Origin of the sequence: Streptomyces sp. CB02400 (assembly GCF_001905725.1) — a bacterium.
Classification (GTDB): Bacteria; Actinomycetota; Actinomycetes; order Streptomycetales; family Streptomycetaceae; genus Streptomyces; species Streptomyces atrovirens.
On record NZ_LIWB01000001.1, the window covers coordinates 567,646 to 594,008 of the forward strand.

A 26,363-nucleotide genomic window follows, 5' to 3' on the forward strand; every position below is an offset into this window, starting at 1 on the left:
GCTTTCGGCACCCGAAGGGCAATCGGCGTCTTGATACGGATCGATTCAGTCACGAAGCGGTACCCGGACGGCACGGTGGCGGTCGACCGGCTGTCGCTGGAGATCCCCGACCGCTCGATCACCGTCCTCGTCGGACCCTCCGGGTGCGGCAAGACGACCACGCTCCGCATGATCAACCGGATGGTCGAGCCCACCGGGGGAACGATCCTCCTCGACGGCGAGGACATCCAACGGCAGCCGGTCACCACCCTGCGCCGGTCCATGGGGTACGTCATCCAGAACGCCGGGCTCTTCCAGCACCGTACGATCGTCGACAACATCGCCACCGTGCCCCGCATGCTCGGCTGGGGCAAGCAGCGGGCCCGGGAGCGGGCGGCGGAGCTGATGGAGCGGGTGGGCCTCGACCCCTCGCTGGCCAAGCGGTACCCGTACCAGCTCTCCGGCGGTCAGCAGCAGCGTGTCGGCGTGGCGCGGGCGCTCGCCGCGGACCCGCCGGTGCTGCTGATGGACGAGCCGTTCTCCGCCGTCGACCCCGTGGTGCGCAAGGGACTGCAGGACGAACTCCTGCGCATCCAGGACGAGCTGGGCAAGACCATCGTCTTCGTCACGCACGACATCGACGAGGCGATCAAACTCGGCACCATGGTCGCCGTACTGCGCGAGGGCGGCCGGCTCGCCCAGTACGCACCGCCCGCCGAGCTGCTGTCGAGCCCCGCGGACGGCTTCGTCGAGGACTTCCTCGGCGCCGACCGCGGCATCCGGCGGCTGTCCTTCTTCCCCTCCGCCGCACTGGAGCTGACCACCGACGCCGTGGTCCCCGCCGACGCCGGCGCCGCCCTGATCACCGCCACCAAGGCCCCCCACCTCCTCGTCACCGACCCCGACGGCCGCCCGCTCGGCTGGGCCGGGCGCGACGAGCTGACCGCCGGTGACATCCGCACGGACCGACTGCTGCCGTACGGACGGCCGTTCGTGCCCGGCGCCGACTCCCTGCGGGTCGCCCTCGACTGCGCCGTGCTCTCACCCGTCGGCTGGGCGGTCGCCGTGGACGGCGGCGGCCGGGTGACCGGTGTCGTCTCCCAGCAGACCATCGGCGAGGCCATCCGCGCCGCCCACACGGCCGGCCGCGCCGACGAGGAGAAGGTCGCAGGATGACCGGCTTCTTCGACATCCCCAGCGACCTCCAGCACAGCTGGACCGGGCTGATCGGCCTGCACATGAGGGAGGCCCTGCTGCCGGTGGCCGCCGGGCTGCTCCTCGCGCTGCCGATCGCGCAGCTGTGCGGGCGCTTCCGCTGGCTGTACCCGCCCGTGCTCGGCATGACGACCGTGCTGTACGCCGTCCCCTCCCTGGCGTTCTTCGTCGTCCTCATCGACTACACCGGCCAGACCGAACTCACCGTGATGATCCCGCTGGCCCTGTACAGCCTGGTCGTCCTGGTCCCGGCCATCGTCGACGGCGTGCGCTCGGTGCCGGACGAGACCCTCGCCGCGGCCACCGCCATGGGTTTCGGCCCCGTACGCCGTTACCTCCAGGTGCAGTTGCCCATCGCCGCGCCCGCCATCATCGCCGGGCTCCGGGTCGCCACCGCCTCCAGCATCTCCCTGGTCAGCGTCGGCGCCCTGATCGGCAACCAGGGCGCCCTCGGCAACCTGCTCGCCGCCGCGCAGAAGTACGACCGGCCCGAACTCGCGGTGAACGCCGTGGTCACGATGGCCGTCCTGGCAATCCTCTGCGATGTCCTGCTGGTCGGGCTGCGGATGCTGCTGACCCCGTGGATGCCGCGCGGCGGCACCCGTCCGAAACCCGCCGCACGGCGGGCGGAGATCACCCCGGAGGGCGCGGTCCGGTGAACGTCCTCAATTTCGTCAACGCCTTCTTCAGCGACAGCGCCCACTGGCACGGCTACGACGGCATCCCGCAGCGCTTCTGGGAACACCTCCAGTACTCCCTGCTGGCCCTCGCCGTCGCCGCCGCGATCGGGCTGCCCGTCGGCCTGCTGACCGGCCACACCGGACGCGGTGGCAACGCGCTCGCCTTCGTCGCCAACGCCGCCCGCGCGCTGCCCAGTTTCGGCCTGCTGGTCCTCGCCGTCCTGCTGATCGGCTTCGGTCTGCTGCCCGTGATGATCCCGCTGGTCGTACTGGCCGTCCCGCCGATCCTGGTGACCACCTACGAGGCGGTCCGCTCCGTCGACCCCGCCCCCGTGGACGCCGCCAGGGGCATGGGCATGCACGAGTCGCGGATCCTCTTCCAGGTCGAGGTGCCCGTGGCGCTCCCGCTGATCCTCAGCGGCCTGCGCTCCGCCGCCATCCAGATCGTGTCGACGGCCACCATCGCCGCGTACGTCAGTCTCGGCGGACTCGGCCGGTACATCATCGACGGGCTCTACCAGCGCGACTACGAGAAAGTGGTCGGCGGCGCCACCCTGGTGGCCGTCCTGGCGCTGCTCACCCTCGCCGTGTTCTGGGCGGCGGGACGGCTGGCCGTGTCGCCCGGAGTGCGCAGGCGCTGACGTCCGATCACCTGTGCGACAAACCGTAATGGGCACGTTCTTGACTCACCATAAATGGCTGGATTGGATCGGCGAATGACTTCCACCGCGAAAAGCAGCAGGTCCAGGACGAGGCACACCGGCGCGGCGGCCGCCGCGCTCACCGCCGCGGCGGCGCTGCTCGCGGGCTGTTCCTCCTCCGGCGACACCTCCGACAACCCCCTCGACGGGGAGAAGGCCGAGGCCGGCACCGTCGTCGTCGGCTCGAACAACTTCGCCGAGTCCACCCTGCTCGCCGACATCTACGGCGAGGCGCTCCGCGCCAAGGGCCTCAAGGTCGGCTACAAGCACAACATCGGCAGCCGTGAGACGACGTACGGCCTGATGAAGAACGGCTCCATCACGGTCCTGCCGGAGTACAACGGCTCCCTCCTCGCCTACCTCGACCCCGAGGCCGGGCAGGAGTCCGCCGAGGCCGTGAACGAGGCCGTCAAGGCGAAGCTGGACAAGTCCCTGACGCTGCTGGAGTCCTCGCCCGCCGAGGACAAGGACTCCGTCAGCGTCAACGCCGAGACGGCGGAGAAGTACGGCCTCACCGCGGAGTCGACCCTCGCCGACCTCAAGGACATCGCGCCGGAGATGGTGATCGGCGGCTCGCCCGAGTTCCAGACCCGGCAGCAGGGGCTGAAGGGTCTGGAGACCGTCTACGGACTGAAGTTCAAGTCCTTCAAGGCGCTCGACGCGGGCGGCCCGCTCACCCAGGCGGCCCTCACCAAGAACGAGGTCCAGGCCGCGGACGTCTTCACCACCGACCCGACCATCGTCAAGGAGAAGTTCGTCGTCCTGAAGGACCCGGAGAACCTCTTCGGCTTCGCGAACGTCACCCCGCTGGTCAGCAAGGAAGGGCTGCCGCAGGAGGGCGTGGAGGCGCTGAACGCCGTGTCCGCGAAGCTGGACACCGAGACCCTCCTCGACCTCGACGCCCAGGTGCAGCTGGAGAAGAAGGACCCGCTGGACGTGGCGAAGGCCTGGCTGAAGTCGGCCGGCCTGGACTGACCCCGCCCGGGGTGCGGCCGACGGGCCGCACCCCACGGGCCGTTCACCGGGCCGGGGCCGCCTGCGCGATCAGCCGGTCGATCAGCGCGATCAGCACGTCCCGGCACGACTCCCGCTCCCGCGCGTCGCACAGCAGCACGGGCACGCCGTCCGGCAGCGTCAGCGCCTCCCGGATGTCCTCCACCGGGTACGGGTGCTCCCCGTGGAAGCCGTTGACGGCGATCACGAACGGGATGCCCCGGCGCTCGAAGAAGTCGATCGCGGCGAAACTGGTCTTGGGCCTGCGCACGTCCACCAGGACCACCGCGCCCAGCGCGCCGACGGCCAGGTCGTTCCACATGAACCAGAACCGCTGCTGCCCCGGCGTGCCGAAGAGATACAGCACGAGATCGTCCGAGACGCTGATCCGGCCGAAGTCCAGGGCGACCGTGGTGGCACGTTTCTCCTCGACGCCGTTCAGGTCGTCGACGTCCAGACCCGCCATGGTCAGCGGCTCCTCGGTGCGCAGCGGGACGATCTCGCTGACCGAGCCGACCATGGTCGTCTTGCCCACGCCGAAACCACCGGCGATCAGGATCTTGACCGTGTCGGGTGCCGAACGCCCGGCGGACGCCCGGGCGGTGGTGTCAGAGCCGGCCAAGGCCCTCCCTCACTTTCTGCAGCAGATCCAGATCCACAGTGGTCCGGTCGACGGGGTGCGGCGGACGGACGGTGATCCGGCCCGCCTCCAGCAGGTCGCACAGCATGATGACGACCACGCTCATGGGCAGGTCGAGACGCGCGGCGAGCTCGGCGACCGCCACCGGCTCGGCGCACAGCCGCAGGATCCGGGAGTGCTCGGGCTGCGGCCGGGCCGCACCCTCGGGCTGCGGATCCACCGCCGTCACCGTCGTGATGAGCGTGAAGTCGGCGCGGCTGGGCCGGGTCCGGCCACCGGTCAGGGTGAACGGCCGTACGAGCCGGCCCGCCGAGTCGCTTCCGCCCACCTCACACGCCGGAGTCGGCGGCCGGCCCCGCGATGTCCCGCGGGGCCGCGCTGAGATGCTCACCGATCTTCTTCACCAGCATGTTCATCTGGTACGCCACCACGCCGACGTCCGCGCCCGGACCGGTCAGCACCACCAGATGGGCGCCGGGACCGGCCGAGGTGAGGATCAGGTAGCTGTGCGCCATCTCGATGAGCGCCTGGCGCACCGGGCCGCCGCGGAAGTCCATGCTGACGCCCTTGCTGAGGCTCATCAGACCGGACGCGGTCGCCGCCAGGCGTTCCGCGTCGTCCCGCAGGAAGCCGGTGGACTTGCTCACCACCAGTCCGTCCTCGGAGAGCACCACGGCCTGGTTCACGTCGGCGACCCGTTCGACGAGTCCGGTCAGCAACTGGTCGAGCTGGGTGTGAGTGGCGGGGATGGGGCGTGTCATGACGGTGTTCCTTCGTGAAACGGTCGGCGGTCAGCGGTCGGCGGGCGGAGTCGTGGGCTCGGCGTGAGCGGCGGGCACGTGCGCCGGCGCGGCCGTACCGTCCGCCTCGTCCGGCGGCCCGGCCTCGTCGGTGTCGTCGTCGTCCCGCGCCTGGGACGTGCCGCGCTGGAAGCCGGCGAGGGAGGAGGCGGCGTGCTCCGCGGTGAAGTCGCCGGAGTCGTCCTCGGCGTCCGGGACGGACTCCTCGCGGAGCTCGGCGGCCAGGCTGGTCTGCGGCACCCGGCGGGGGAGCGGGGTGAGCCCGTCCCGGCGGGGCGCGGGCACCGGCGCGGCCGGTGCGGGGGCGGTCCGTACGGCGGTCACCGGCCGGGACGCCGCGGCCTGCTTCGCACCGGCGGCCACGGGCTCCTCGCGCCGGTCGTCCGCCCGGTCCCGGACGGCCTCGGTGCGGGTCTCCTGCCTGCCACCGCCGGACGGCACGTCCCGCACCACGATCTCGTGCGGGATCAGCACGATCGCCGTCGTCCCGCCGTACGGCGAGGGACGCAGGGTCACGGAGATGCCGTGCCGGTGCGCGAGCTGGGAGATCACGAACATGCCGAGCCGGAGGTCGTCGGCGAGCGCCACCACGTCGAACTGCGGAGCCTTGGCCAACTGGGCGTTCAGGGAGGCGTAGTCGTCGTCCGACAGGCCGAGACCCCGGTCCTCGACCTCCACGGCGAGACCCTTGGCCACCATCGCCGCCCGCACCGTGACGGGGCTCGGCGCCGGCGAGTACACCGTCGCGTTGTCGATCAGCTCGGCCAGCAGATGGATGACGTCGGCCACCGCGGGCGGGGCGAGCGACACCTCCTCCTCGGTGAGCACCTCCACCCGCTGGTACTCGGCGACCTCCCCGACGGCACTGCGCACGATGTCGATCAGCGCGACCGGCTCGCTCCAGGTACGGCCGGGACGCTCACCGCTGACGATGACCAGGTTCTCCTCGTACCGGCGCAACTGGCTGGCCGTGGAGTCCAGTTCGTACAGGCCCTTGAGGACCTCGGGGTCGGTGTGCCGGCGCTCCAGCGCGTCGAGCTTGCTGAGCTGGAGGTTGACCAGGTTCTGGCTCTGCCGCGCGATGCCGAGGATGACCTTCTGGAAACCGCGCCGGGTGTCGGCGAGTTCGACCGCGGTGTGCACGGCGGTGCGCTGCGCGGTGTTGAACGCCTGGGCCACCTGCCCCAGTTCGTCGTGGCCGTAGTCCAGCGGGGTCGTCGCCGACTCCGCGTCGACCTTCTCGCCCCGCTCCAGCCGGGCCACCACATCGGGCAGCCGTTCCTCGGCCAGACCGAGGGTGGCCACCCGCAGCCCGCGCAGCCGGCGGGACAGCGAGCGGGTGATGCGCCAGGACAGGCCGACGCACAGCAGCAGCGCGAGCAGTCCGGCGGCGCTCAGGGAGGCGGCCGTGATCAGCAGGCCCCGGGCCTCGTCGGCGCTGCGGGTGAGCAGCGCGTCGGTCTGTTCCCGGATCATGGTGGCGTACTGCGGGGCGACCCGGCTCATGGCCTCGTCCCACTGTTCCTTCAGGTCCGGCAGTTCGACGCTGCGCTTCTCGCCCGTGGGCGCGGTCGCGAGCACCTGGTCCTCGACCGCTTGAAGGGCACGCCACTCGGTACTCTGCAGGATCCGCTCGGTCTGTGTTTTGACCTCACCGCGCAGGGAGGGCACGATCTGGTCCTCGACCAGCCAGCGGCGGGTGTGCACCAGTTCCGCGAACTCGCTCCAGTGCTGCGTGTCCAGGCGTCCCGAGGGCCAGCCGAGGGTGAGCAGCGCGTTCTCCCGGGAGACCAGCTCCGCCGCGTGCTCCAGCGCGACCAGCGGCCCGGCCTGCGAGGTCAGGTCCCCGTCGTCGACCTGGGAGAGTTCCTGGAAGGCGTGGATCTGGTCGTCGTTGATCGAGGTGTACTGGTCGAGCGCCTCCTCGGCGGTGATGTCGCTGGGGTTGTCGATCTGGTCCCGGTAGTACTCCAGGCTGCCCACGGAGCCGAGCACCCCGTACAGCCGGTCCGAGACGCGCGCCGGTGCCTCGGCGATCGCGTCCGCCTGACCGACCAGCTTCGCCACCGCCTGGTCGGTCTTCCTGCGCTGGACCTCGAGGGCGGTCCGGGAGCCGTCCGGCTCGGCCAGCCAGGCGGCGGTCAGCCTCCGCTCCTGCTGCAGCGCGATCGTGGCGTGGGTGCCCATCGCGCCGGTGGACCGGCTCAGTTCCGTCTGGGACCGCAGTTGCAGGCCCTCGGAGAACATCTGGATCGTCGTCAGTCCCCACATACCGGCGAGGGTGACGCTGGGCACCAGTGCGAGGAGGAACAGCGAGAGACGTATGGAGCCGAGACGGCGCCGGGCACCTGTCCGTGGAGACATCGTGGTCCTAGAGCGGTCGGATGTTGGGGGAAGTACGCACAGGCCGGCCCGTCAGCGGGTTCCGTCGGCGGCGAACCCGGCGACCGAGGCGGCGTTGGCCTTCGTGACGAACGCGGGCCCGGTGAGCACGGGCGCGACCCCGCCGCCGCTGATGTTGCCGTTGGTCCGGTACAGCCACAGCGCGTCCACGGCGAGATAGCCCTGAAGATAGGGCTGCTGGTCGACGGCGAACTGGACGTTGCCGCCGCGCACGGCGTCCACCAGGTCGTTGTTGAGGTCGAAGGTGGCGATGTCGGCGTCGCTGTCCGCCTCCGCGGCGGCGTCGACCGCGGCGAGCGCGAAGTCCGCCCCGTTGGTGACGACCTCGTCGATGGTCGGGTCCTGTCGCAGCCGGGCGGTGATGATGCCGGAGACGGCGCGCATGTCGGTGCCGTCCACGTAGAGGTTCTCGGTGATCCCGCCGAACGTCTTCTTCACGCCGGCGCAGCGGGCCTCCAGGGCAACGTTGCCACGCTCGTGGACGACGCACAGGGCGTGCTTGGACTTCAGCTCGTCCAGCTTGTCGCCGACGGCCCGGCCCGCCACGCTCTCGTCCTGGCCGAAGAACTCCAGCAGCCCCGCCGACTTCCAGGCGTCGATACCGGAGTTGAGCCCGACCACGGGGATGTCCGCGGCCCGCGCCTCGTTGACCGGGCCCTTCATGGCCGCCGGCTTGGCCAGCGTCAGCGCGATGCCGTCGACACCGTCGCGGACCGCCTCGCGGACCAGCTCGGCCTGCCCCGCCGGGTCCGGGTCGCTCACATACGTCAGCTCGATGCCGTCCTTGGCGGCCGCCGCCTCGGCACCCTTCCTCACCCGGTCCCAGAACGCGTCGTCCTCGCTGCCGTGGGTGACCATCGCGACCTTGATCCGTCCGGCGCCGGAGGCGCCCGCACCGTCGGAGTCCGAGGAGTCGTCGGCCGAGCCGAAGGCGGAACAGCCGGTCGCCAGCAGACCGACGGCGGCTGCCAGGGCGGCCAGACGACGTCTCGTGAGGCGGTGGGACGGGGGACGAGTGTTCATGGAGAGTGCGGACCTCGCTGTGCGGCCGAGCAAGAGCAGGGGAGAGCACGGACGGAACCGCGCGGGGTGCGTACTCCGACCGGGTGACTCTCGCTGGCCCGGAGCCAACCCTGTGGAACCACTGGTCGTCAAGTGAACAGCCACGTGAAGTGAGGCGATGCTGCCGCATTGTGATGAACCGTGAGTACGGTGCGGCTGTTGCCCGCCGCCGAACCGAATGGACGGTACGGAGCGGCTCCGACCCCTCTGCGGGCGCCCGCCGTTCAGCGCCGGCGCAGCCGCAGGGCCAGCGCGACGCCACCGGCGAGCACCAGGACGGCGGCGGCACCGCCCGCGAGCAGCGGGGCGGAGGGGCCGGAGGGGGTGGCCGCGGGCGCGGTGCGGTGTGCGGTCGTCCGGGGCATCCGGACCGCCTCCTCCGGCGGGCGGGGAACGCGGGGAACTCTTCCGTGCAGTACGGAGGAAAAGCCTGGCGCGCTCATCTCCGCGGCGATGCGGGCATAGCGGTCCGTTCCTGGTCAACCGCCTTTCGGCGAGGGTGGTTTCCCGGCCGGATCGAGGGTTTCCCCCGTATCCGGGCGGCCCGCGCGCTGCCTATCGTTCCACCGCAGTCGACCCGCCGGTAACCCTGGACGGGCCGCTGTTCGCGCCCGGCCGGCCGATTTGCCGCACCTCGATTCACCCCACGTTGCTTCGACGACGAGACGACGAAGCGAATCGATTCTCCTCCCCACGCTCCGCGTTGCCCGGAGTCCCGGCACGAAAGGCACCCCCTTGCGCACCTCCCCGAACTCTCCCCACGGCTCCTCCCCGAGACGGAAGCTGATATCCGTCGCCGCCCTCTCCGTCGCCCTGCTGACGGCCGCTTCCGCCCAGGTCGCGGTCGCCCAGGACGCCCCCTCCGACGCGCCGGCCGTCCCCACGGCCCGCACCGAGGCCGCCCCGGGCACCCCGGCCGAGCGGCTCATCGTCGGCTACAAGTCCGGTGCCGCCGAGGCGAAGTCGGACAAGGCCGCCGCCGCGGACGCCGCGGCCAAGGGCGAGAAGGCCGGCGAGGACGTCGGCTTCCGTCGCCGCCTCGGCACCGGCGCCGCCCTCGTCGACCTGGGCGCGAAGCCCACCACGGCGGACGTCGCCGACGTCGTCGCCGAGTACCGGGCCGACCCGCAGGTCGCCTACGTCGTACCGGACCGGCTCAACAGGCCGCTGGCCACCCCGAACGACACCGAGTACGGCAAGCAGTGGGACCTGTTCGAGTCCACCGCCGGCATGCGCGTGCCGGGCGCCTGGGACCTCACCACCGGCAGCGGTGTCACCGTCGCCGTCATCGACACCGGGTACGTCACCCACTCCGACCTCGCCGCGAACATCGTCGGCGGCTACGACTTCATCTCCGACACCGCCGTCTCCGTCGACGGCAACGGCCGCGACAGCAACCCGGCCGACCCCGGTGACTGGTACGCGGCCGGCGAGTGCGGCCAGGCCACCGGCGGCAGCTCCTCCTGGCACGGCACCCACGTGGCGGGCACCATCGCCGCGGCCACGAACAACGGCAAGGGCGTCGCCGGCATCGCGTACGGCGCGAAGATCTCCCCGGTGCGCGTGCTCGGCAAGTGCGGCGGCTACGACTCCGACATCATCGACGCCATCACCTGGGCGTCCGGCGGCACCGTCTCCGGAGTGCCCGCCAACTCCAATGTCGCCAAGGTCATCAACATGAGCCTCGGCGGGGGCGGCGCCTGCTCCACCGCCACCCAGAGCGCCATCAACGGCGCCGTCAGCAGGGGCACCACGGTGGTCGTCGCGGCCGGCAACGAGAACCAGAACGCAGCCAACTCCTCCCCGGCGAACTGCGGCAACGTCATCACCGTCGCCGCCACCGACCGCTCCGGCAACCGCGCCTACTACTCCAACTACGGATCCATCGTGGACATCTCCGCGCCCGGCGGCGAGACCACGACCGCGTCCGACGGCATCCTGTCCACGCTGAACTCCGGCACCCGCACCCCGTCCACCGAGAACTACGCCTACTACCAGGGCACCAGCATGGCCACCCCGCACATCGCGGGCCTCGCCGCGCTGATGAAGTCGGCGAACCCCGCCCTCACCCCGGACCGGATCGAGTCGGCGATCAAGTCCAACGCCCGCGCGCTGCCCGGCACCTGCTCCGGCGGCTGCGGCGCCGGCCTCGCGGACGCCGCGAAGACCGTCCAGGCCGTCAAGGGCGGTACGTCCACCGGCTCCACGTACTCCAGCAGCACCGCCGTCGCCATCCCGGACAACGGCTCGGCGGTCGAGTCCCCGATCACCGTGAGCGGCCGCGGCGGCAACGCGCCGTCCGACCTCCAGGTGGGCGTGGACATCACCCACACCTACCGCGGTGACCTGGTCGTCGACCTGGTGGCACCGGACGGTTCGGTGTACCGGCTGAAGTCCGCCAGCGGCTCGGACTCCGCGGACGACGTCAACACCACCTACACGGTGAACGCCTCCGGCGAGACCGCCGACGGCACCTGGAAGCTGCGGGTGCGGGACACGGCCTCCTACGACACCGGCCGGCTCAACGGCTGGCAACTGACCTTCTGAGCCACCCCGAAACAGGCGGGCCGGCCGGTGCGGATGGGGCACCGGTCGGTCCGCCGTTCTCTTTTGCCCCCGCACCTGACACACTTAGATACCGGACGCGCCGTTTTCTTTCAGAGATCGCGTTTGTTTTGCCTGATGTGTCCAAGTCCGCTGTGATACCCGCATGGTGAACATGGGCGCAGGGTGAGATATCGTGTACCCGGCGTAAAAACAAACAGCATGACCCGTTCCTTTCCGGCTCAGGAGTTCAGGCGATGGCGAGGCAGGTACGCGCCGAGCAGACCCGCGCGACGATCATCACGGCCGCCGCCGAGCTGTTCGACCGGCAGGGCTATGAATCGACCAGTCTCAGCGACATCGTCGAGCACGCCCAAGTCACCAAGGGGGCCCTCTACTTCCACTTCGCCGCGAAGGAGGACCTCGCCCACGCCATCCTGGAACTGCAGTCCGCGACCAGCCGCCGGCTGGCCAGGGACACCGAGGCCCGGGGGCACACCTCCCTGGAGGCGCTGATGCGCCTCACCTTCGGCATAGCCAGGATGTCGGCAGAGGACCCCGTCCTGCGGGCCGGACTGCGGCTCGCCACCGGCGGCACCCGGCCACGCCCCCCGCTGAGCCACCCCTTCACCGAGTGGCTGGACATCGTCACGGCCCGGCTCCTCGGCGCCGTCAAGGAGTCCGACGTCCACCCGGACGTCGACATCGACGTCGTGGCGCACTCCCTGGTCTGCTTCTTCGTCGGCACCCGCGTCGTCGGCCGCTCCCGCGAATCCGTCACCCGGCAGCCCCGCCGTACGGCCGAGATGTGGCAGATCCTCATCCGGGGCCTGGTCCCCGTCACCCGGCGCGCCCGCTATCTCAGCCTGGCCGCACGGCTGGAACGGGAGATCGCTCCGGTGTGACCTGCGGCGCGCGACGACCGGCGCGCGTTACGGTGAGCCGCATGTCCGACCACCCCACCGCACCCGTGATCGTCGCCGACGAACCCGGCACCTTCCCCCACAGTGTGCTGGCCGAGCGGCACCCGGCGATCATCCGGCAGGTGCGCGAGGCCTTCCCGTACGAGCCCTGGCAGCACCGTGCGCTCGACACCCTGCTCGCCGACTGCACCCGGGGCAGGATCGAACCCCTCCCCGCCGACGCGCACGACCGGCGGCACTGGGAGACCTGGGGGATGGACACCCACGCCGGCCGCTCCTGGTACGACGTGCCGTGGCTGTGGTCCGAGAGCTGGTTCTACCGCCGACTGCTGCACGCGGTGGGCTACTTCGCCCCCGGCCCCTGGCAGGGCATCGACCCGTTCCGCCCCTCCAAGCTCGCCGAACTCGACTCGCCCGCCACGGACGAGGAACTGGCCGCGCTCGACGACCTCGCCGGCCGCCCGGAGGAGGAGCGGGCCCGCGCCCTGCTGCACGGCTCCCTGTGGGGCAACCGCGCCGACCTCGGCTTCCGGCTGTCCGCCGAGGGCGCCGAGGAGACGGCCGCCGTCCCCGCCCTGGTGGCCGACGACAGCGAACGGCTGTGGCCGCTGCTCGGCACCTCCCCCGCGGGCACGCTGTGCCTGGTCGCCGACAACGCGGGCCGTGAACTCGTCCCGGACCTGCTGCTCGTCGCCCACCTGCTGGCCTGCGGCCGGATCGGCCGGGCGGTGCTGCACGTCAAGCCGTACCCGTACTACGTCTCCGACGCCACCACCGCCGACGTGATCGACGCGGTGCGCCGGCTCACCGACGCCAAGGGCGCGGCGGCCGAGTACGGCCGCGGCCTGTGGGCCGCGCTCACCGACGGCCGGCTCACCCTCCGCGCCCACCCGTTCTCCTGCTCACCGCTGCCGTACGAGGACATGCCGGACGACCTCCGCGCGGACTTCGCCGCCGCCGCGCTCACCGTCGTCAAGGGCGACCTCAACTACCGTCGCCTCGTGGGCGACCGGTACTGGCCCCCGACCACCCCCTTCGCGGAGGTCACGGCCTACTTCCCGGGCCCGGTCGCCGCCCTGCGCACCCTGAAGTCCGACGTGATCACCGGACTGACCGCCGACACCGAGGCGGCACTGGTCGCGGCGGAGGAACAGCGCTGGCGCACCGGCGGCACCCACGCGCTGATCCAGGTCCGGACATAGGGTCCGCGACTCCCGTACGGGGCACGGTTCACGCGATGGTGTGATCATGTCCGGCCCGATGGATGCCGCCACCGGGCCGCGGGTAGCCCCCGGCCATGACGCAGCCGTTCGAACTCCCGCACTTCTACATGCCGCATCCCGCGCGGCTCAACCCGCATGTCGAGGAGGCCCGCGCCCATTCGACCGGGTGGGCGCGCGAGATGGGCATGCTGGAGGGCAGCGGGGTCTGGGAGCAGGCCGACCTCGACGCGCACGACTACGGCCTGCTCTGCGCCTACACCCATCCCGACTGCGACGGGCCCGCCCTGTCGCTCATCACCGACTGGTACGTGTGGGTCTTCTTCTTCGACGACCACTTCCTGGAGAAGTTCAAACGCACCCAGGACCGCGCCGCGGGCAAGGCCCACCTGGACCGGCTGCCGCTGTTCATGCCGCTCGACCCGGCGGCCCCCGTGCCCGAACCGGAGAACCCGGTCGAGGCGGGCCTCGCCGACCTGTGGGCGCGCACCGTGCCGGCGATGTCCGCCGACTGGCGCCGCCGGTTCGCCCTCGCCACCGAACACCTCCTCAACGAGTCGATGTGGGAGCTGTCCAACATCAACGAGGGGCGGATCGCCAACCCCGTCGAATACATCGAGATGCGCCGCAAGGTGGGCGGCGCCCCCTGGTCCGCCGGGCTCGTGGAGTACGCGACCGCCGAAGTGCCCGCCGCCGTCGCCGGGACCAGGCCGCTGAGGGTGCTGATGGAGACCTTCTCCGACGCCGTGCACCTGCGCAACGACCTGTTCTCCTACCAGCGGGAGGTCGAGGACGAGGGCGAACTCAGCAACGGCGTACTCGTCCTGGAGACCTTCTTCGGCTGCACCACCCAGGAGGCCGCCGACATCGTCAACGACGTCCTCACCTCACGGCTCCACCAGTTCGAGCACACCGCGTTCACCGAAGTCCCCGCCGTGGCCCTGGAGAACGGGCTCACCCCGGCCGAGACCGCGGCCGTCGGGGCGTACACCAAGGGCCTGCAGGACTGGCAGTCGGGCGGCCACGAATGGCATCTGCGCTCCAGCCGCTACATGAACGAGGGCGCGCGGTCCGCCGCCCCCTGGCAGTCCCTGTCCGGCCCCGGGACGTCCGCCGCCGACGTCGGCGCGCTGCTCGCCGGCGCGGGGGCCGAGAGGCTGCGCGCCCACACGCACGTGCCGTTCCGGAAGGTCGGCCCGTCGATCATCCCCGACATCCGCATGCCGTTCCCGCTGGAGCTCAGCCCCGCCCTCGACGGCGCGCGGCGGCACCTGCTGGAGTGGTCGCGGCGGATGGGCATCCTCGGTGAGGGCGTCTGGGACGAGGACAAGCTGGAGAGCTGCGACCTGCCCCTGTGCGCGGCGGGCCTCGACCCGGACGCCACCCAGGAGCAGCTCGATCTCGCCTCCGGCTGGCTGGCCTTCGGCACCTACGGCGACGACTACTACCCGCTCGTCTACGGCCACCGCCGCGATCTGGCCGCCGCCCGGCTGACCACGGCCCGCCTGTCGGCCTGCATGCCCCTCGACGCCGGGGAGGTCCCGCCGCCGCCCGTCAACGCCATGGAACGGTCCCTGATCGACCTGTGGGCACGCACCACGGCCGGCATGACGCCCGACGAGCGCCGCCCCCTGAGGGCGGCCGTCGACACGATGACCGAGGCCTGGGTGTGGGAGCTGTCCAACCAGATCCAGAACCGCGTCCCGGACCCCGTGGACTACCTGGAGATGCGGCGTGCCACCTTCGGTTCCGACCTCACCCTGGGGCTCTGCCGCGCCGGACACGGACCGGCGGTGCCGCCGGAGGTCTACCGCAGCGGCCCCGTCCGCTCCCTGGAGAACGCGGCGATCGACTACGCGTGCCTCCTCAACGACATCTTCTCCTACCAGAAGGAGATCGAGTTCGAGGGGGAGATGCACAACGCGGTCCTCGTGGTGCAGAACTTCTTCGGCGTCGACTATCCGACCGCGCTGCCCGTGGTGCAGGACCTGATGAACCAGCGCATGCGCCAGTTCGAGCACGTCGTGGAGCACGAACTGCCCGTCGTCTACGACGACTTCCGGCTGTCGGACGAGGCGCGGGCGATCATGCGGGGCTATGTGACGGACCTGCGGAACTGGATGGCGGGCATCCTCAACTGGCACCGCAGCGTCGATCGCTACAAGGACGAGTACCTGTCCGGCCGGGTCCACGGCTTCCTTCCGGACCGCTCACCGGCACCACCGGTCCTCGTCTGACACCCAGCCCAGCCCATCCTCCCAGCCTGCACTGCCGCCGGAGGCGAACCATGGAACAGACCGCGTTGCGGCCCAGGCCGATGCCCGGCGACGGGGGCGGGGGCGGGGGCGGGGGAGAATCCGGGGGCGGGCCGGACTCCGGCCCGCCCGCCCGGCGGCCCGAACGGCGGCGCGGGCGGCGGCTGATGACCGTGCTGCTCGGGGTGCTGGCGGGGGTGGTCCTGGTGCTGTCCGGGGCCGGGCTGGGGGCGGTGGGGGCCACGGTCGTCGGCGCGGGCGGGCTCGCCGAGCTGAAGCGGCAGACCGGGGTGGCCCCGACCCCGGCTCCGGCCCCGTCCGCGGCACCGCGGTCCGCCCCGTCCGTGCCCGTGGTCACCAGGCTCGGCGTGGAGGTGGCCGACGACAGGAGACCCGGGGCGCTGGTCGTCGCCGTGCACGTGCCAGGACCGGGGTCCTCGGCCGGTCTCGTACGCGGCGACGTCCTCCTCGCCTTCGGCGCCACCCGTGTCGACTCGGCCGCCGGCCTGGCACGCGCCGTCGCCCGAGCCCGCCCGGGCGACGAGGTGAAACTGACGGTGCGCCGCCGGGGCGGCGGCTACCAGCAGCTGACGGCCGTCCCCGGCATCGTCACATGACCACGCGGAAGTGGCTGGTGAGCCGGCCCTCGTCGTCCAACACATGGAAGGCGAGCCCGACCGGGGCGTTCCGGTCCGCGATCTGCTCCCCCTCCCAGGGCAGCCGCAGCGTCCAGGTCACGCCCGGCCCCACCAGCACCGGGCGGCCCGCGAACGTCGTGGCGGCCGGGGTGTGGGCGTGACCGGTGATCAGCCCGGCGACCTGGGGGCGGCGTGCCAGCAGGGCGGCCAGCCGCTCGGGGTCGCGCAACGGGTAGGAGTCGGGCAGGGGATGATGCAGCGGCACCGGAGGGTGGTGGAAGGCGAGCAGGGCCGGGAGACCGTCGTCGAGTCCGTCGAGCGCCGACTCGATCCAGGCGCAGGTCTCCGCGTCCAGTTCCCCGTCGTCACGGCCCGGGATGCTCGAGTCGCACATCAGCACCGCGCCGCCGTCCAGCACATGCGCGCTGTTGACCGGCCCGTCGGCGGCCGGCCGGCCCAGCAGGGCCTTGCGGTACGGCGCCCGGCTGTCGTGGTTGCCCGGGCAGGTCAGCACCGGGAACGGGGCGGTCCCGTCGCGCAGCCCCAGCAGGCGGGCGGCCTCCTCGTACTCGGCCTCGGTGCCGTGGTCCGCGATGTCCCCGGTCACCAGCAGCGCGTCCGGCGGGACCGGAAGCTCCCACAGCCGGTCCCGCACCCGCCGGGCGCGCTCCGTCGCCCGCGCGGTTCCGTCCAGATGCAGATCGCTGATGTGCGCGAGTACGAGCACGGTCGTATGCCTCCCCGATGTGTCTGCTAACGGTTCGATGTGATCAAACCATTAGATGTAACGGGAGGGCAATGCTCAGCCATTAGTCGTGGCGGGTCGCGGGGTGAACACCGCGAACCGGCTCGCGTCACCCCCGCCCGCCGGGCAGGATGCTGCCCGTAACCTGCTGTCGCCCTGGGAGGACCCCGAATGACCGGCGCCGTGCCCGTGTCCTTCACCGCCGACGACTACGAGGCCCGCATGGAGCGCGCGGCGCGGCAGGCCGCCGACGCCGGGCTCGCCGGACTGCTCGTGGCACCCGGCCCCGACCTGGTGTGGCTCACCGGCTACACCCCCACCGCGGTCACCGAGAGGCTCACCCTGCTGGTCCTGGCGGCCGGCCGGGACCCCGTGCTCGTCGTCCCCACCCTGGAGGCCCCGGACGCCGAGCACGCCCCCGGCGCCTCCGCCCTCACCCTGCGCGACTGGACCGACGGCAAGGACCCCTACGCCGCCACCGCCGCCCTGCTGGACGCGGACGGGAGGTTCGGCATCAGCGACAACGCCTGGGCCATGCACCTGCTCGGCCTGCAGAAGACGCTGCCCGGCACCTCGTACGCCTCCCTCACCGAGGCCCTGCCGATGCTCCGCGCCGTCAAGGACGCGGCGGAGCTGGAGCTCCTGGCCGCCGCCGGGGCCGCCGCGGACGCGGCCTTCGAGGAGATCAGGCAGGTCGCCTTCGCCGGCCGCAGGGAGACCGACGTCGCGGCCGATCTGGCCGCCCTGCTGCGCCGGTTCGGACACTCCCAGGTCGACTTCACGATCGTCGCCTCCGGACCCAACGGCGCCAACCCGCACCACGAGATCGGCGACCGCGTCATCGAACGCGGCGACATGGTCGTCCTCGACTTCGGCGGCCTCAAGGACGGCTACGGCTCCGACACCTCCCGCACCGTCCACGTCGGGGAACCCACCGACGAGGAGCGCCGGGTGCACGACCTCGTGCGCGAGGCACAGGAGGCGGGCTTCCGCGCGGTGCGGCCCGGGGCCGCCTGCCAGGACGTCGACCGCGCCGCCCGCGCGGTCGTCGCCGGTGCCGGGTACGGGGAGTACTTCATCCACCGCACCGGGCACGGCATCGGCGTCACCACGCACGAACCGCCCTACATGATCGAGGGCGAGGAGCAGCCCCTGGTCCCCGGCATGTGCTTCTCCGTCGAACCCGGCGTCTACCTGCCCGGCCGGTTCGGCGTGCGCATCGAGGACATCGTGACCGTGACCGAGGACGGCGGACGGCGGCTGAACAACACCGCGCGGGAGATGGTCATAGTGGAATGAACGGCTCCAACCGTCCCCTCCCTGCCTCCCCGAACGGCAACGGCGCGATCATGACCCAGGCACCGACACCCACCGCGGACACCGTCCGCCGACTGGCCCGCTCCCTGCTGAAGGACAGCGGGAAGGGCGGCGGGGCCGGCGGCGGCGCGCAGTCCGTCGCCGGCCCCGACGTCCGGCCCGTCGCCGCGGGCGCCGAGCCCGCCACCTGGTGGGTCGGCACCCGCCATGTGCTGCGCCTCGCCCCGGACCGTGAGGCGAGCGTGCGCCGCCGCCGCGAACTGCGGCTGCGCGACCTCGTCCGCCCGCACGTCCCGGTCGCGCTGCCGTCCGCCGTGGCGCACGGCGAGTGGGCACCCGGCCTGCTCTGCGTCCTGGACACCCGGCTGGCCGGCGGGACGGCGGAGGAGCACCGCGTCTCCGCCGTCGGCGAGGCCGACCTGGCCGGGCTGCTCACGGGGCTGCGGGAGGTGCCGGTGCGGCAGGCGGAGACGCTCGGCGTGCCGCGCGTCCCCCCGCGCTCCCTGGAAGCACTGCGCCGGGCCGCCGCGGAGGCCGCCGGACGGCTCGCCGAGGCCGACGAGTTCGACCCGGACCGGCTGAGCCGGCTCACCCCGCCCGCCGCGGTCCAGCTCGCCGCCCAGCCCGGCACGGCCGTCCTCGTCCACCACGCCCTCACCGGCGGGCACCTCGTGGTGAGCGCCGACGGCCGCGTACGGGGCGTCCTGGGCTGGGACGCGGCGGTGGTCGGCGACCCCGCCGAGGACATCGCGGGCCTCGCCCTCGCCGTCGGCGCCCCGGCCGCCGTACGCGCCGCCACCCTCGCCGGCTACGGCGCCCGCCCCTGCCTGCGCGGCCTGTGGCTGGCCCGCTGCGACTCCGTCCACCACCTCGCCGAGGCCCTCACCGGCCGCACCGCCCCGCCGCCCGTCCTGCGCGCCCGGCTGCGCCGCGCCTGGGAGCCGATCATGCTGGAACGCGTGACGGACCTCGGCGGCGGTGACACGCCCTGACGAACCGGCTAGCCCCCGTGCGCGGCGGCCGGCAGGGTCAGCAGCATGATGTGGGACACGGGCTCGTCCTCCGCCGGCCGCCAGCGGCCGACCTGACGGTAGCCCCACGCGGCGTAGGCGGCGTGGGCCGGTGCCGCCTCCGGATCGGGCCGCATCGCCAGCGTGACGCGCTCGACGCCCAGGCCTTCCAGAAGATGGGTGTGCATCCGGGCCGCCACGCCTTGCCGCCGCCACCCGGCGCTTACCGCGAGTTCGACGATGCCCAGCGTGCGCCCACCGTTCTCGGCGGCGAACCGGGCGGTCGTCTCCTCGTCCATCGCCTTCCACCAGCCGGTGTCGGGCGGCAGGGGGTAGCCGAAGGCGTAACCGACGGGCAGGTCGCCGCAGCGGGCCACGACGAGACGGGCGCGGGGAAGCCTGATCTCCTGCGCGAAGCGGTCCACGAAGTCCGCGATCTCCTTCGTCCCTTCGCGGTACGGCGGTTCGACCCAGACCTCCTTGTACATCGGCAGCACGACGTCGAGCTGCACGGCGCACTCCAGCCCCTCCCACCGCTCCACCGTGATCGGCGGGTTCCCCATCCGTCCCCTCCCGTCTGCCGCCACCGCCCGGAGCCGGCGCCGGCTAGAACCCGCGCGGACCCACGGGGACGGACCTGCGGGACCGTTCACCCACGCTGACGCCACCCCTCGGGGCGACGGAACAACGGGCCGACCTGCGGGTACCGACGCCGATGCCTCCTTTGGCGGTGGCGGGGTGGCGGACAGCCCGGCGAGTGCCGATGCTCGGGCCGCCCTTCAATGTGGCGGGTCGGTGGACCGTCCTGCGGGTACCGACGCCCGGGCCGCTCTTGCGGCGGCCGCCGATGCCAGAGCCGCTCTTCGCGGTGGCGGGTCGGTGGACCGTCCTGCGGGTACCGACGCCCGGGCCGCTCTTGCGGCGGCCGCCGACGCCCGGGCCGCCCTTCGCGGTGGCGGGTCGGTGGACCGTCCTGCGGGTACCGATACTTGGGCCGCCGGTCTTCGCGGTGGCGGGGGCCTGGATATCCGCCTCACGGTCCATGAGCGTGATCATGTGTGCCGTCCTTTCGACGTCGAAGCGGGCACCGGCACGTCACGGGTGACCTTCTGCCTCGTTCCCCGCGTCAGCCTCCTCGGTGCCGGCTCGCTCATCGTCCGCTGACGGCACGGCGCCGGGAACCTGGAAAGTTATAGGGACACCGCCAGCCGCGAGCGCGTCAGAGTAGCCACCGGGCACCGGTGTGTCCGGGCGCGGCCCTCACCGGTGATCAGCGGACGTTCCGGGCGGGCGAGCTGGGGATCGGGGTTGCATTCCGTTGAGGACGCCGAGGAGGAGGAGACGGGCCGTGCCGGCGTCGGCGGGGTCCGGCCGCGGAGGGTCCGACAGCACCGTGCGGGCCGCCCGATGAGCAAGGCGGGTGTGAGGACGGCCGGAAGCCGTGGGAGGGCCGGCGACGCGCCGCCCCGGGCGGGGCTGCTGCGGGAGCGGGGGTTCCGGCTGTACTGGAGCGCGCAGAGCGTGTCACTGGTCGGGGACGAGATCAATTTCCTGGCGATCCCGCTGGCCGCCGTGCTGTTGCTGGACGCGGGCGCGACCGAGATGGGGTGGCTGACGGCGGTGGCGTTGCTGCCCTCGTTGCTGCTGTCGGTACCCGGCGGGGCGTGGGCGGACCGGCGGACGGACCGGCGCAGGGCGATGATCGTCGCGGACATCGGCCGGTTCGCCGCGGTCGCCTCCCTCCCGCTGGCGTATGCGTGCGGGGCACTGACGATGGCCCACCTGTACGTCACCGAGTTCGTCGTCGGGGCGCTGACCGTCCTGTTCCGGGTCTGCAACCACCACGTGTACGCGTCCGTGGTCGCCGCGGACAGGTACGTGGACGGCAACGCGCTGCTCTCCGGAAGCAGGTCGGTGGCCGCGGTCGCCGGACCCGGCACGGGCGGGGCGTTGGTCCAGGCGCTGTCGGCGCCGTTCGCACTGCTGGTGGACGCCCTGACCTATCTGGTGTCGGCGGTGTGCCTGGGCCGTATCAGGACGCGGGAGGCGCCGCCCGCACCGCGTGGTGCGGGCGGGCTGACGGCCGGGCTGCGGTGGGTGACGGCGAACCGCGCGCCGGGCCTGCTGCTGGCAGGGATCTCCACGCTGAGTCTGTGCCACACGTTCCTGATGACCCTGTTCGTGCTGTACGGGGCCACCGAGCTGGGGCTGGTTCCCGGGGTGTTGGGGGTGGTGGTCGCCATGGCCGGGCTCGGCGGGCTGGCCGGCGCGTACGCCGCGCCGCGCGTGGTGCGGCGGATCGGCATCGGACCGGCCGTCGTCACCGGCTTCACGGGGTTCAGCGTGCCCCTGCTGCTGATACCGTCGGCCGACGGCCCGGAGCCGTTGGTGACCGCGGCGCTGGTCGCCGCTCAGCTCGGCGCCGGCTGCGGGGTCGCGGTCCTGGACATCTCGGCCAACAGCTACCTGATCGCCGTCATCCCGGAGACGCTGCGCTCCCGCGTGATGGGCGTGGTCCAGACGGCCAACTTCGGAGTGCGCCCGATCGGCGCGGTGCTGGCCGGCACGCTGGGCACCGCCCTGGGCCTGCGGCCCACCCTGTGGATCGGCACCGTGTGTGCCGTGCTGAGCGTGCTGTGGGTCGTCCCGTCCGGAGTGCGGCACGTCCGGGAACTGCCCGAGAACGCCGCGGTCACTCCGGAGGAGAGCGGATGAGCGCCGGCGCTGGTGCGGGGTACGGGCACCCCGCACCAGCGCCGTACGGGTGGGGACGGTCATGGCCGGGCGCCTGCCCGGAGCCGGGGCGCTACTCCTGCGCCAGAACCACCGCCGACTCCGCGGGCAGCCGCAGCACCCCGTCCGGGCCCGGCGTCTCCACCGGCTCCCATGCCGCGAGGACGCGCGCGTCGGGGACGCCCAGGGGGATCGCCGCCGGCTCGGTGCCGAGGTTCACCGCGACCCGGACGTCCCCCCGCCGGAAGGCCAGCCAGCGCTGCTCCTCGTCGTAGGCCACCTTGGTGTCGCCGAGGTCGGGGTCGGTGAGGTCCGGCTGTTCGTGGCGCAGGGCGAGAAGGAGCCGGTACCAGGACAGCACGCGCGCGTGGGGCTCGCGTTCCGGCTCCGACCAGTCCAGGCAGGAGCGGTCGCGGGTGGCGGGGTCCTGCGGGTCCGGCACGTCCTGCTCGGCCCAGCCGTGCGCCGCGAACTCCCGCCGTCTGCCCGCGCTCACCGCCTTGGCGAGCTCCGGGTCGGTGTGGTCGGTGAAGAACTGCCAGGGCGTGCCCGCCGCCCACTCCTCGCCCATGAACAGCATGGGCGTGAAGGGAGCGGTCAGCGTGAGGGCCGCCGCGCAGGCCAGCAGCCCGGGGGAGAGGAGCGCGGCCAGCCGGTCCCCCTGGGCGCGGTTGCCGACCTGGTCGTGGGTCTGGCCGTAGCCGAGGAGCCGGTGCCCGGCCACCCGGTTGCGGTCCAGGGGGCGGCCGTGGTGCCTGCCCCGGAAACCGGAGTACGTGCCGTCGTGGAAGAAGCCACCGGTGAGCGTCTTGGCGAGGGCCGCGAACGGGGCACGCGCGAAGTCGGCGTAGTAGCCCTGCGCCTCACCGGTCAGCGCGGTGTGCAGGGAGTGGTGGAAGTCGTCGTTCCACTGTGCGTGCAGCCCGAGGCCGCCCTCCGCGCGGGGCCTGATGATCCTGGGATCGTTCAGATCCGACTCGGCGATCAGGAACAGGGGCCGGCCGGTGTCGGCGGCGAGGGCGTCCACGGCCCCGGACAGCTCCTCCAGGAAGTGGCACGCGCGCGTGTCCACCAGCGCGTGCACCGCGTCAAGGCGGAGCCCGTCGATCCGGTAGTCCCGCAGCCAGGCCAGCGCGCTGTCCACGAGGAACGCGCGCACCTCGTCGGAGCCGGGCGCGTCCAGGTTGACCGCCGCGCCCCACGGGGTGTGATGGGTGTCCGTGAAGTACGGTCCGAACCGCGGCAGGTAGTTCCCGGACGGCCCCAGGTGGTTGTGCACGACGTCCAGTACGACGCCCAGGCCGAGGGCGTGGGCCCGGTCGACGAACCGTTTCAGCCCCTCGGGTCCGCCGTACGGCTCGTGCACCGCCCACAGCGAGACCCCCTCGTACCCCCATCCGTGCCGGCCCGGGAACGGGCACACCGGCATCAGCTCCACATGCGTCACGCCCAGCTCCGCGAGATGGCCGAGCCGCTCGGCGGCGGCGTCGAAGGTGCCCTCGCGCGTGTACGTGCCCACGTGCAGTTCGTACAGCACCGCGCCGGGCAGCGGGCGCCCCGCCCACTCCGTACGCCAGCCGAACCGGTCGTGGTCGACGACGGCGCTCAGGCCGTCAGGGCCGTCCGGCTGCCGGCGCGAGCGCGGATCGGGCAGGACGGGGCCGTCGTCCGGCGCGAAGCCGTACCGGGAGCCGTCGTGCGCCTCGGCCTCCCCCCGCCACCACCCCTCCCGTTCCGGATCGCGCTCCAACGCGCGCGTGACGCCGTCGCACTCGAGCGTCACGCGGCCGGCCTGTGGTGCCCACACCTCGAACTGCACGGACGGTTCCCCTTCGTCTGCTCACTGTGAGGTAGTCCGTCCATCGTGCGCCATGGGAGATCAATTCGCCGGGGGATCCGCCCTTTTGCGGCGGGTGTCGCCGGGCACGCGCGCGGGGCGGCCGCTTCCCCGCTTTCTGGACAGCCCGGCCGTCACTGACCGACAATCGGCGGCGTGACGTCGTCCTTCGAGTTCCACACGTACCCCGCGCGGCTCTCCGACGCGGAGCGCGACAAGGCGCTGAGCGCGCTGCGGGACGGCGTCGCCATGGGCCGCCTGTCCCACGACACGTTCGTCCGGCGCATGGAACTCGCGCTCGTGGCACGCCGTTCCGACGAACTCGCCGCGCTCATCGCCGACCTCCCGCGGGAAAGCCGCTTCTCCCGCCTGGTGTTCGGCAGCGTGGAGGCGGTCTCCGGGTTCACCGTGCGGCTGCGCCGGGCCTGGCAGGCCGAGAAACTCCCCAAGCTGCTGCTGCCGCACCCGACGAGCGGCCACCCCCTGCGCATAGGCCGCGATCCCGGCAGCGGGCTGCGGCTCAGCCATGAGACGGTCTCCCGCGTGCACGCCGAACTCCGCCACCAGGGCGGCCTCTGGGTGCTGCGGGACCTCGGCTCCACCAACGGCACCACGGTGAACGGGCGTCGGGTGGTCGGCGCGGCCGTCGTCCGCGAGGGCGACCAGATCGGCTTCGGGCAGATCACCTACCGGCTCGCGGCGCACTGACCCCGGCGGGTCCCCGGCGAAATCCCCGCGATCGTCGCGGTGTTGACGTGCCCCCGAAGTCGTGACTGACTGTGCGTACGCCATGCACTCCTGGTGAAACGACGGCGCCACTTCGTGGAGGTGTGCCCTGCCGCCCCTCCCGCACTACCCGACCGTCGACGAACTGGGCGCGCGGGCCGCCGCCCTCGTCGCCCGGCATCCCCGCGACGCCCGGCTGCGCCGCGTCGGCGCCTCCCGCGCGGGCATCCCCCTGTGGCTGCTCAGCGTCGGCCACGGCAGCCGCCAGGCCCTCGTCGTCGCCGGGCCGCACGCCAACGAGCCCGTGGGCGGCGCCACCGTGCTGCGTCTGGCCGAGCGCGCCCTGGCCGAGCCCCGGCTCACCGAGGGCGCCGACGCCACCTGGAACCTGCTGCTCTGCCTCGACCCCGACGGGCTGCGCCGCAACGAGCGCTGGCTGACCGGCCCGTACACCCTGGGCCACCACTTCCGGAACTTCTTCCGCCCCGGCTTCCTGGAACAACCCGAATGGCTGCCCGACGGCGCCGCCGCAGCGGCGCTGCCCGAGACCCGCGCCCTGCTCGCCCTCCAGGACGAACTGCGGCCCTTCCTCCAGTGCTCCCTGCACGGCGTCGACGTCGGCGGCGGCTTCGTCGAGCTCACCCGTGACCTGCCCGGCCTCGACCGGCGGGTCGCGGGCATCGCCGCCCGCCTCGGCGTCCCGCGCGAGCTCGGCGCCTACGACGCCCTGTACTGGCCCGGACTCGGCCCCGCCGTCTACCGCATCCCGCCCCCGCACCGCCGCGACCTCGCCGCCGCCATCACCGAGGCCGCCGTCGAGTCGACGTGGTTCCACCCGCACCGGCACGGCACCGTCACCGCGGTCGTCGAGGCACCCATGTGGGGCGTGGCGGCCGTCGGGGACGGCTCCCCGCACGCCGGCGTGGAGGCGGAGCTGCGGTCCGTCAGCCGCACCCTGCGCCAGGACACCCGGCTGCTGGCCGGCCTGACGGCCCGCATACGGCCGTACCTCACCGGCGTCCCCGACGCGGCGCGGCTGCTCGCCCCGGTCGACGACTACCTCCTGGTCTGCCCGGGGCTCGCCGACGCGTGGGACCCCGACTGCGGGAACGATTCTGCTCATCCGCTGCCACCCATGACCACGGCCCGCCTCGCCGCGCTGCGCCTCTCCGGGCGGCGGCTGGCCCTGCGCACCGCCGGCCTGCTGCACCAACTGGTGACGCGCGCCGGGCACGACCCGGCCGGGGCGCTGCCGGAGCTGGACCGGCTCATCGACGCGCGGTGCGCCGACTTCCGGGAGGTGTCCGGGGCACGCTGGATCGCGGTCGCGCGCCAGGCCGAGTACCAGGCGCGGGTCGTCCTCGCCGCGTTCGAGCTGGCCGGCCGCGGAACCTTCCGTTCGGGTGAGCCGGGGTGGGGTCCGGACACCGTCGTGCCGATGCATCGGGAATGACGCACATCTCATGGAAAACGGTACGGGCGGGACTGCTCGCCGCCCTCGTCCTGCTCGCGTGCGCGGCCCCCGCGCGGGCGGGGGACGGGCACGCGGGCGAGGACAACTGGCTGATGCTCACGGTCACTCCCGGAGAGACGCCGTCCACCGGGGAGAACGGCACCATGCTGCGGTGCGACCCGCCCCGGGGCCACCGGCACGCCACCGACGCCTGCGCGGAACTGGCGGCGGCGGACGGCCACATCGCCGACATCCCGCCGAGGGAGGGTGCCGTCTGTCCGATGATCTACGCACCGGTCACCGCCCACGCCGACGGAATGTGGCGAGGCCGCTCCATCGACTACACGGAAACCTTCCCGAACACCTGCACGATGACAGCCCGAACAGGCTCGGTCTTCGCAATCGCCTAGCCGCGGGCCCCTGCTCCCACCGCTCCCGCGGGCAGCCGTGCCGCCGGGGCGGCACGGGTGGGCGCGACGGCACCCCGCC

The 26,363-nt window shown here is 72.7% G+C and carries 24 protein-coding genes; 15 read left to right on the forward strand and 9 right to left on the reverse strand.

Annotation, left to right across the window (positions count from 1 at the left end; translation table 11 throughout):
• The first annotated feature begins 30 nt into the window (after positions 1–30).
• From AMK33_RS02345 to AMK33_RS02360, 4 genes are all read left to right on the forward strand, one after another.
• Positions 31–1,155 carry an ABC transporter ATP-binding protein gene (locus tag AMK33_RS02345; RefSeq protein WP_073930970.1) on the forward strand — a complete coding sequence of 375 codons (1,125 nt, stop codon included), beginning with the start codon at positions 31–33 and terminating at the stop codon, positions 1,153–1,155.
• Positions 1,152–1,853: an ABC transporter permease gene (locus AMK33_RS02350; protein ID WP_073930971.1), complete on the forward strand. Its 702-nt coding sequence runs from the start codon at positions 1,152–1,154 to the stop codon at positions 1,851–1,853. The genes AMK33_RS02345 and AMK33_RS02350 overlap by 4 nt, the downstream gene beginning before the upstream one ends.
• Positions 1,850–2,515, forward strand: coding sequence for an ABC transporter permease (locus AMK33_RS02355; protein WP_073930972.1), 666 nt, complete (start codon positions 1,850–1,852; stop codon positions 2,513–2,515). Before AMK33_RS02350 ends, AMK33_RS02355 begins: the two co-directional genes overlap by 4 nt.
• Before the next feature lie 75 nt (positions 2,516–2,590).
• Positions 2,591–3,550, forward strand: coding sequence for an ABC transporter substrate-binding protein (locus AMK33_RS02360; RefSeq protein WP_073930973.1), 960 nt, complete (start codon positions 2,591–2,593; stop codon positions 3,548–3,550).
• Between the two features lie 43 nt (positions 3,551–3,593).
• Here AMK33_RS02360 and AMK33_RS02365 read toward each other — a convergent pair whose 3' ends face one another.
• From AMK33_RS02365 to AMK33_RS41080, 6 genes are all read right to left on the reverse strand, one after another.
• Positions 3,594–4,190 carry a GTP-binding protein gene (locus tag AMK33_RS02365; protein WP_073930974.1) on the reverse strand — a complete coding sequence of 199 codons (597 nt, stop codon included), beginning with the start codon at positions 4,188–4,190 and terminating at the stop codon, positions 3,594–3,596.
• Positions 4,177–4,536 carry a DUF742 domain-containing protein gene (locus AMK33_RS02370; protein ID WP_030861379.1) on the reverse strand — a complete coding sequence of 120 codons (360 nt, stop codon included), beginning with the start codon at positions 4,534–4,536 and terminating at the stop codon, positions 4,177–4,179. Before AMK33_RS02370 ends, AMK33_RS02365 begins: the two co-directional genes overlap by 14 nt.
• Before the next feature lies 1 nt (position 4,537).
• Complete coding sequence (locus tag AMK33_RS02375) at positions 4,538–4,969, reverse strand: roadblock/LC7 domain-containing protein (RefSeq protein ID WP_073930975.1); 432 nt, start codon at positions 4,967–4,969, stop codon at positions 4,538–4,540.
• 30 nt (positions 4,970–4,999) lie between these two features.
• Positions 5,000–7,372: a sensor histidine kinase gene (locus AMK33_RS02380; RefSeq protein WP_073930976.1), complete on the reverse strand. Its 2,373-nt coding sequence runs from the start codon at positions 7,370–7,372 to the stop codon at positions 5,000–5,002.
• Between the two features lie 51 nt (positions 7,373–7,423).
• Positions 7,424–8,434, reverse strand: a complete 1,011-nt coding sequence (locus tag AMK33_RS02385; protein ID WP_073930977.1) for a substrate-binding domain-containing protein — start codon at positions 8,432–8,434, stop codon at positions 7,424–7,426.
• A gap of 263 nt (positions 8,435–8,697) precedes the next feature.
• On the reverse strand, positions 8,698–8,838 hold the full coding sequence (locus AMK33_RS41080; RefSeq protein ID WP_268817346.1) for a hypothetical protein: 141 nt from the start codon (positions 8,836–8,838) through the stop codon (positions 8,698–8,700).
• A 370-nt stretch (positions 8,839–9,208) separates the two neighbouring features.
• Between AMK33_RS41080 and AMK33_RS02390 the strand changes: the two genes are divergently transcribed.
• The 5 genes from AMK33_RS02390 to AMK33_RS02410 all read left to right on the forward strand — a co-directional run bounded on the left by AMK33_RS02390 (position 9,209) and on the right by AMK33_RS02410 (position 16,032).
• Complete coding sequence (locus tag AMK33_RS02390; protein WP_073930978.1) at positions 9,209–11,020, forward strand: S8 family peptidase; 1,812 nt, start codon at positions 9,209–9,211, stop codon at positions 11,018–11,020.
• Positions 11,021–11,274: 254 nt separating this feature from the next.
• Complete coding sequence (locus AMK33_RS02395) at positions 11,275–11,922, forward strand: ScbR family autoregulator-binding transcription factor (RefSeq protein ID WP_073930979.1); 648 nt, start codon at positions 11,275–11,277, stop codon at positions 11,920–11,922.
• Between the two features lie 41 nt (positions 11,923–11,963).
• Positions 11,964–13,142, forward strand: a complete 1,179-nt coding sequence (locus AMK33_RS02400; RefSeq protein ID WP_073930980.1) for a damage-control phosphatase ARMT1 family protein — start codon at positions 11,964–11,966, stop codon at positions 13,140–13,142.
• 95 nt (positions 13,143–13,237) lie between these two features.
• Positions 13,238–15,397 (forward strand): germacradienol/geosmin synthase Cyc2, encoded by a 2,160-nt coding sequence (gene cyc2, locus AMK33_RS02405; protein WP_073930981.1) that lies wholly within the window; start codon positions 13,238–13,240, stop codon positions 15,395–15,397.
• Positions 15,398–15,447: 50 nt separating this feature from the next.
• On the forward strand, positions 15,448–16,032 hold the full coding sequence (locus AMK33_RS02410) for a PDZ domain-containing protein (protein ID WP_073930982.1): 585 nt from the start codon (positions 15,448–15,450) through the stop codon (positions 16,030–16,032).
• On the opposite strand, the gene AMK33_RS02415 is transcribed toward AMK33_RS02410, so the two are convergent.
• Positions 16,025–16,780 carry a metallophosphoesterase gene (locus tag AMK33_RS02415; RefSeq protein ID WP_107424993.1) on the reverse strand — a complete coding sequence of 252 codons (756 nt, stop codon included), beginning with the start codon at positions 16,778–16,780 and terminating at the stop codon, positions 16,025–16,027. The two genes, AMK33_RS02410 and AMK33_RS02415, sit on opposite strands and share 8 nt — an antisense overlap.
• Before the next feature lie 189 nt (positions 16,781–16,969).
• Here AMK33_RS02415 and AMK33_RS02420 point away from each other — a divergent pair, with 189 nt between their 5' ends.
• The gene (locus AMK33_RS02420) at positions 16,970–18,097 is read left to right on the forward strand and encodes an aminopeptidase P family protein (protein WP_073930984.1); all 1,128 of its coding nucleotides are present in this window, start codon (positions 16,970–16,972) and stop codon (positions 18,095–18,097) included.
• Between the two features lie 50 nt (positions 18,098–18,147).
• A complete protein-coding gene (locus AMK33_RS02425; protein ID WP_073931490.1) occupies positions 18,148–19,107 on the forward strand; it encodes an aminoglycoside phosphotransferase family protein in 960 nt (319 codons plus the stop codon).
• An 8-nt stretch (positions 19,108–19,115) separates the two neighbouring features.
• Here AMK33_RS02425 and AMK33_RS02430 read toward each other — a convergent pair whose 3' ends face one another.
• Positions 19,116–19,688, reverse strand: a complete 573-nt coding sequence (locus AMK33_RS02430; RefSeq protein WP_073930985.1) for a GNAT family N-acetyltransferase — start codon at positions 19,686–19,688, stop codon at positions 19,116–19,118.
• Between the two features lie 859 nt (positions 19,689–20,547).
• Here AMK33_RS02430 and AMK33_RS02435 point away from each other — a divergent pair.
• Positions 20,548–21,840 carry an MFS transporter gene (locus AMK33_RS02435; protein ID WP_235617951.1) on the forward strand — a complete coding sequence of 431 codons (1,293 nt, stop codon included), beginning with the start codon at positions 20,548–20,550 and terminating at the stop codon, positions 21,838–21,840.
• Positions 21,841–21,931: 91 nt separating this feature from the next.
• On the opposite strand, the gene treZ is transcribed toward AMK33_RS02435, so the two are convergent.
• Positions 21,932–23,677, reverse strand: coding sequence for a malto-oligosyltrehalose trehalohydrolase (treZ, locus tag AMK33_RS02440; protein WP_073930987.1), 1,746 nt, complete (start codon positions 23,675–23,677; stop codon positions 21,932–21,934).
• Positions 23,678–23,851: 174 nt separating this feature from the next.
• Here treZ and AMK33_RS02445 point away from each other — a divergent pair, with 174 nt between their 5' ends.
• From AMK33_RS02445 to AMK33_RS02455, 3 genes are all read left to right on the forward strand, one after another.
• The gene (locus AMK33_RS02445) at positions 23,852–24,403 is read left to right on the forward strand and encodes a DUF1707 and FHA domain-containing protein (RefSeq protein WP_073930988.1); all 552 of its coding nucleotides are present in this window, start codon (positions 23,852–23,854) and stop codon (positions 24,401–24,403) included.
• Between the two features lie 127 nt (positions 24,404–24,530).
• Positions 24,531–25,874, forward strand: a complete 1,344-nt coding sequence (locus AMK33_RS02450) for a M14 family zinc carboxypeptidase (RefSeq protein ID WP_073930989.1) — start codon at positions 24,531–24,533, stop codon at positions 25,872–25,874.
• The gene (locus tag AMK33_RS02455) at positions 25,871–26,284 is read left to right on the forward strand and encodes an SSI family serine proteinase inhibitor (protein WP_073930990.1); all 414 of its coding nucleotides are present in this window, start codon (positions 25,871–25,873) and stop codon (positions 26,282–26,284) included. Before AMK33_RS02450 ends, AMK33_RS02455 begins: the two co-directional genes overlap by 4 nt.
• Positions 26,285–26,363 lie beyond the last annotated feature (79 nt).

What these genes read in the sequence shown, in the direction of transcription:
- AMK33_RS02350 (WP_073930971.1), top strand. Translation starts at nt 1,152, where the DNA reads ATGACCGGCTTCTTCGACATCCCCAGCGACCTCCAGCACAGCTGGACC.
- AMK33_RS02360 (WP_073930973.1), top strand. Translation starts at nt 2,591, where the DNA reads ATGACTTCCACCGCGAAAAGCAGCAGGTCCAGGACGAGGCACACCGGC.
- AMK33_RS02375 (WP_073930975.1), bottom strand. Translation starts at nt 4,969, where the DNA reads ATGACACGCCCCATCCCCGCCACTCACACCCAGCTCGACCAGTTGCTG.
- AMK33_RS02380 (WP_073930976.1), bottom strand. Translation starts at nt 7,372, where the DNA reads ATGTCTCCACGGACAGGTGCCCGGCGCCGTCTCGGCTCCATACGTCTC.
- AMK33_RS02385 (WP_073930977.1), bottom strand. Translation starts at nt 8,434, where the DNA reads ATGAACACTCGTCCCCCGTCCCACCGCCTCACGAGACGTCGTCTGGCC.
- AMK33_RS41080 (WP_268817346.1), bottom strand. Translation starts at nt 8,838, where the DNA reads ATGCCCCGGACGACCGCACACCGCACCGCGCCCGCGGCCACCCCCTCC.
- AMK33_RS02395 (WP_073930979.1), top strand. Translation starts at nt 11,275, where the DNA reads ATGGCGAGGCAGGTACGCGCCGAGCAGACCCGCGCGACGATCATCACG.
- AMK33_RS02400 (WP_073930980.1), top strand. Translation starts at nt 11,964, where the DNA reads ATGTCCGACCACCCCACCGCACCCGTGATCGTCGCCGACGAACCCGGC.
- cyc2 (WP_073930981.1), top strand. Translation starts at nt 13,238, where the DNA reads ATGACGCAGCCGTTCGAACTCCCGCACTTCTACATGCCGCATCCCGCG.
- AMK33_RS02410 (WP_073930982.1), top strand. Translation starts at nt 15,448, where the DNA reads ATGGAACAGACCGCGTTGCGGCCCAGGCCGATGCCCGGCGACGGGGGC.
- AMK33_RS02420 (WP_073930984.1), top strand. Translation starts at nt 16,970, where the DNA reads ATGACCGGCGCCGTGCCCGTGTCCTTCACCGCCGACGACTACGAGGCC.
- AMK33_RS02425 (WP_073931490.1), top strand. Translation starts at nt 18,148, where the DNA reads ATGACCCAGGCACCGACACCCACCGCGGACACCGTCCGCCGACTGGCC.
- AMK33_RS02430 (WP_073930985.1), bottom strand. Translation starts at nt 19,688, where the DNA reads ATGGGGAACCCGCCGATCACGGTGGAGCGGTGGGAGGGGCTGGAGTGC.
- AMK33_RS02455 (WP_073930990.1), top strand. Translation starts at nt 25,871, where the DNA reads ATGACGCACATCTCATGGAAAACGGTACGGGCGGGACTGCTCGCCGCC.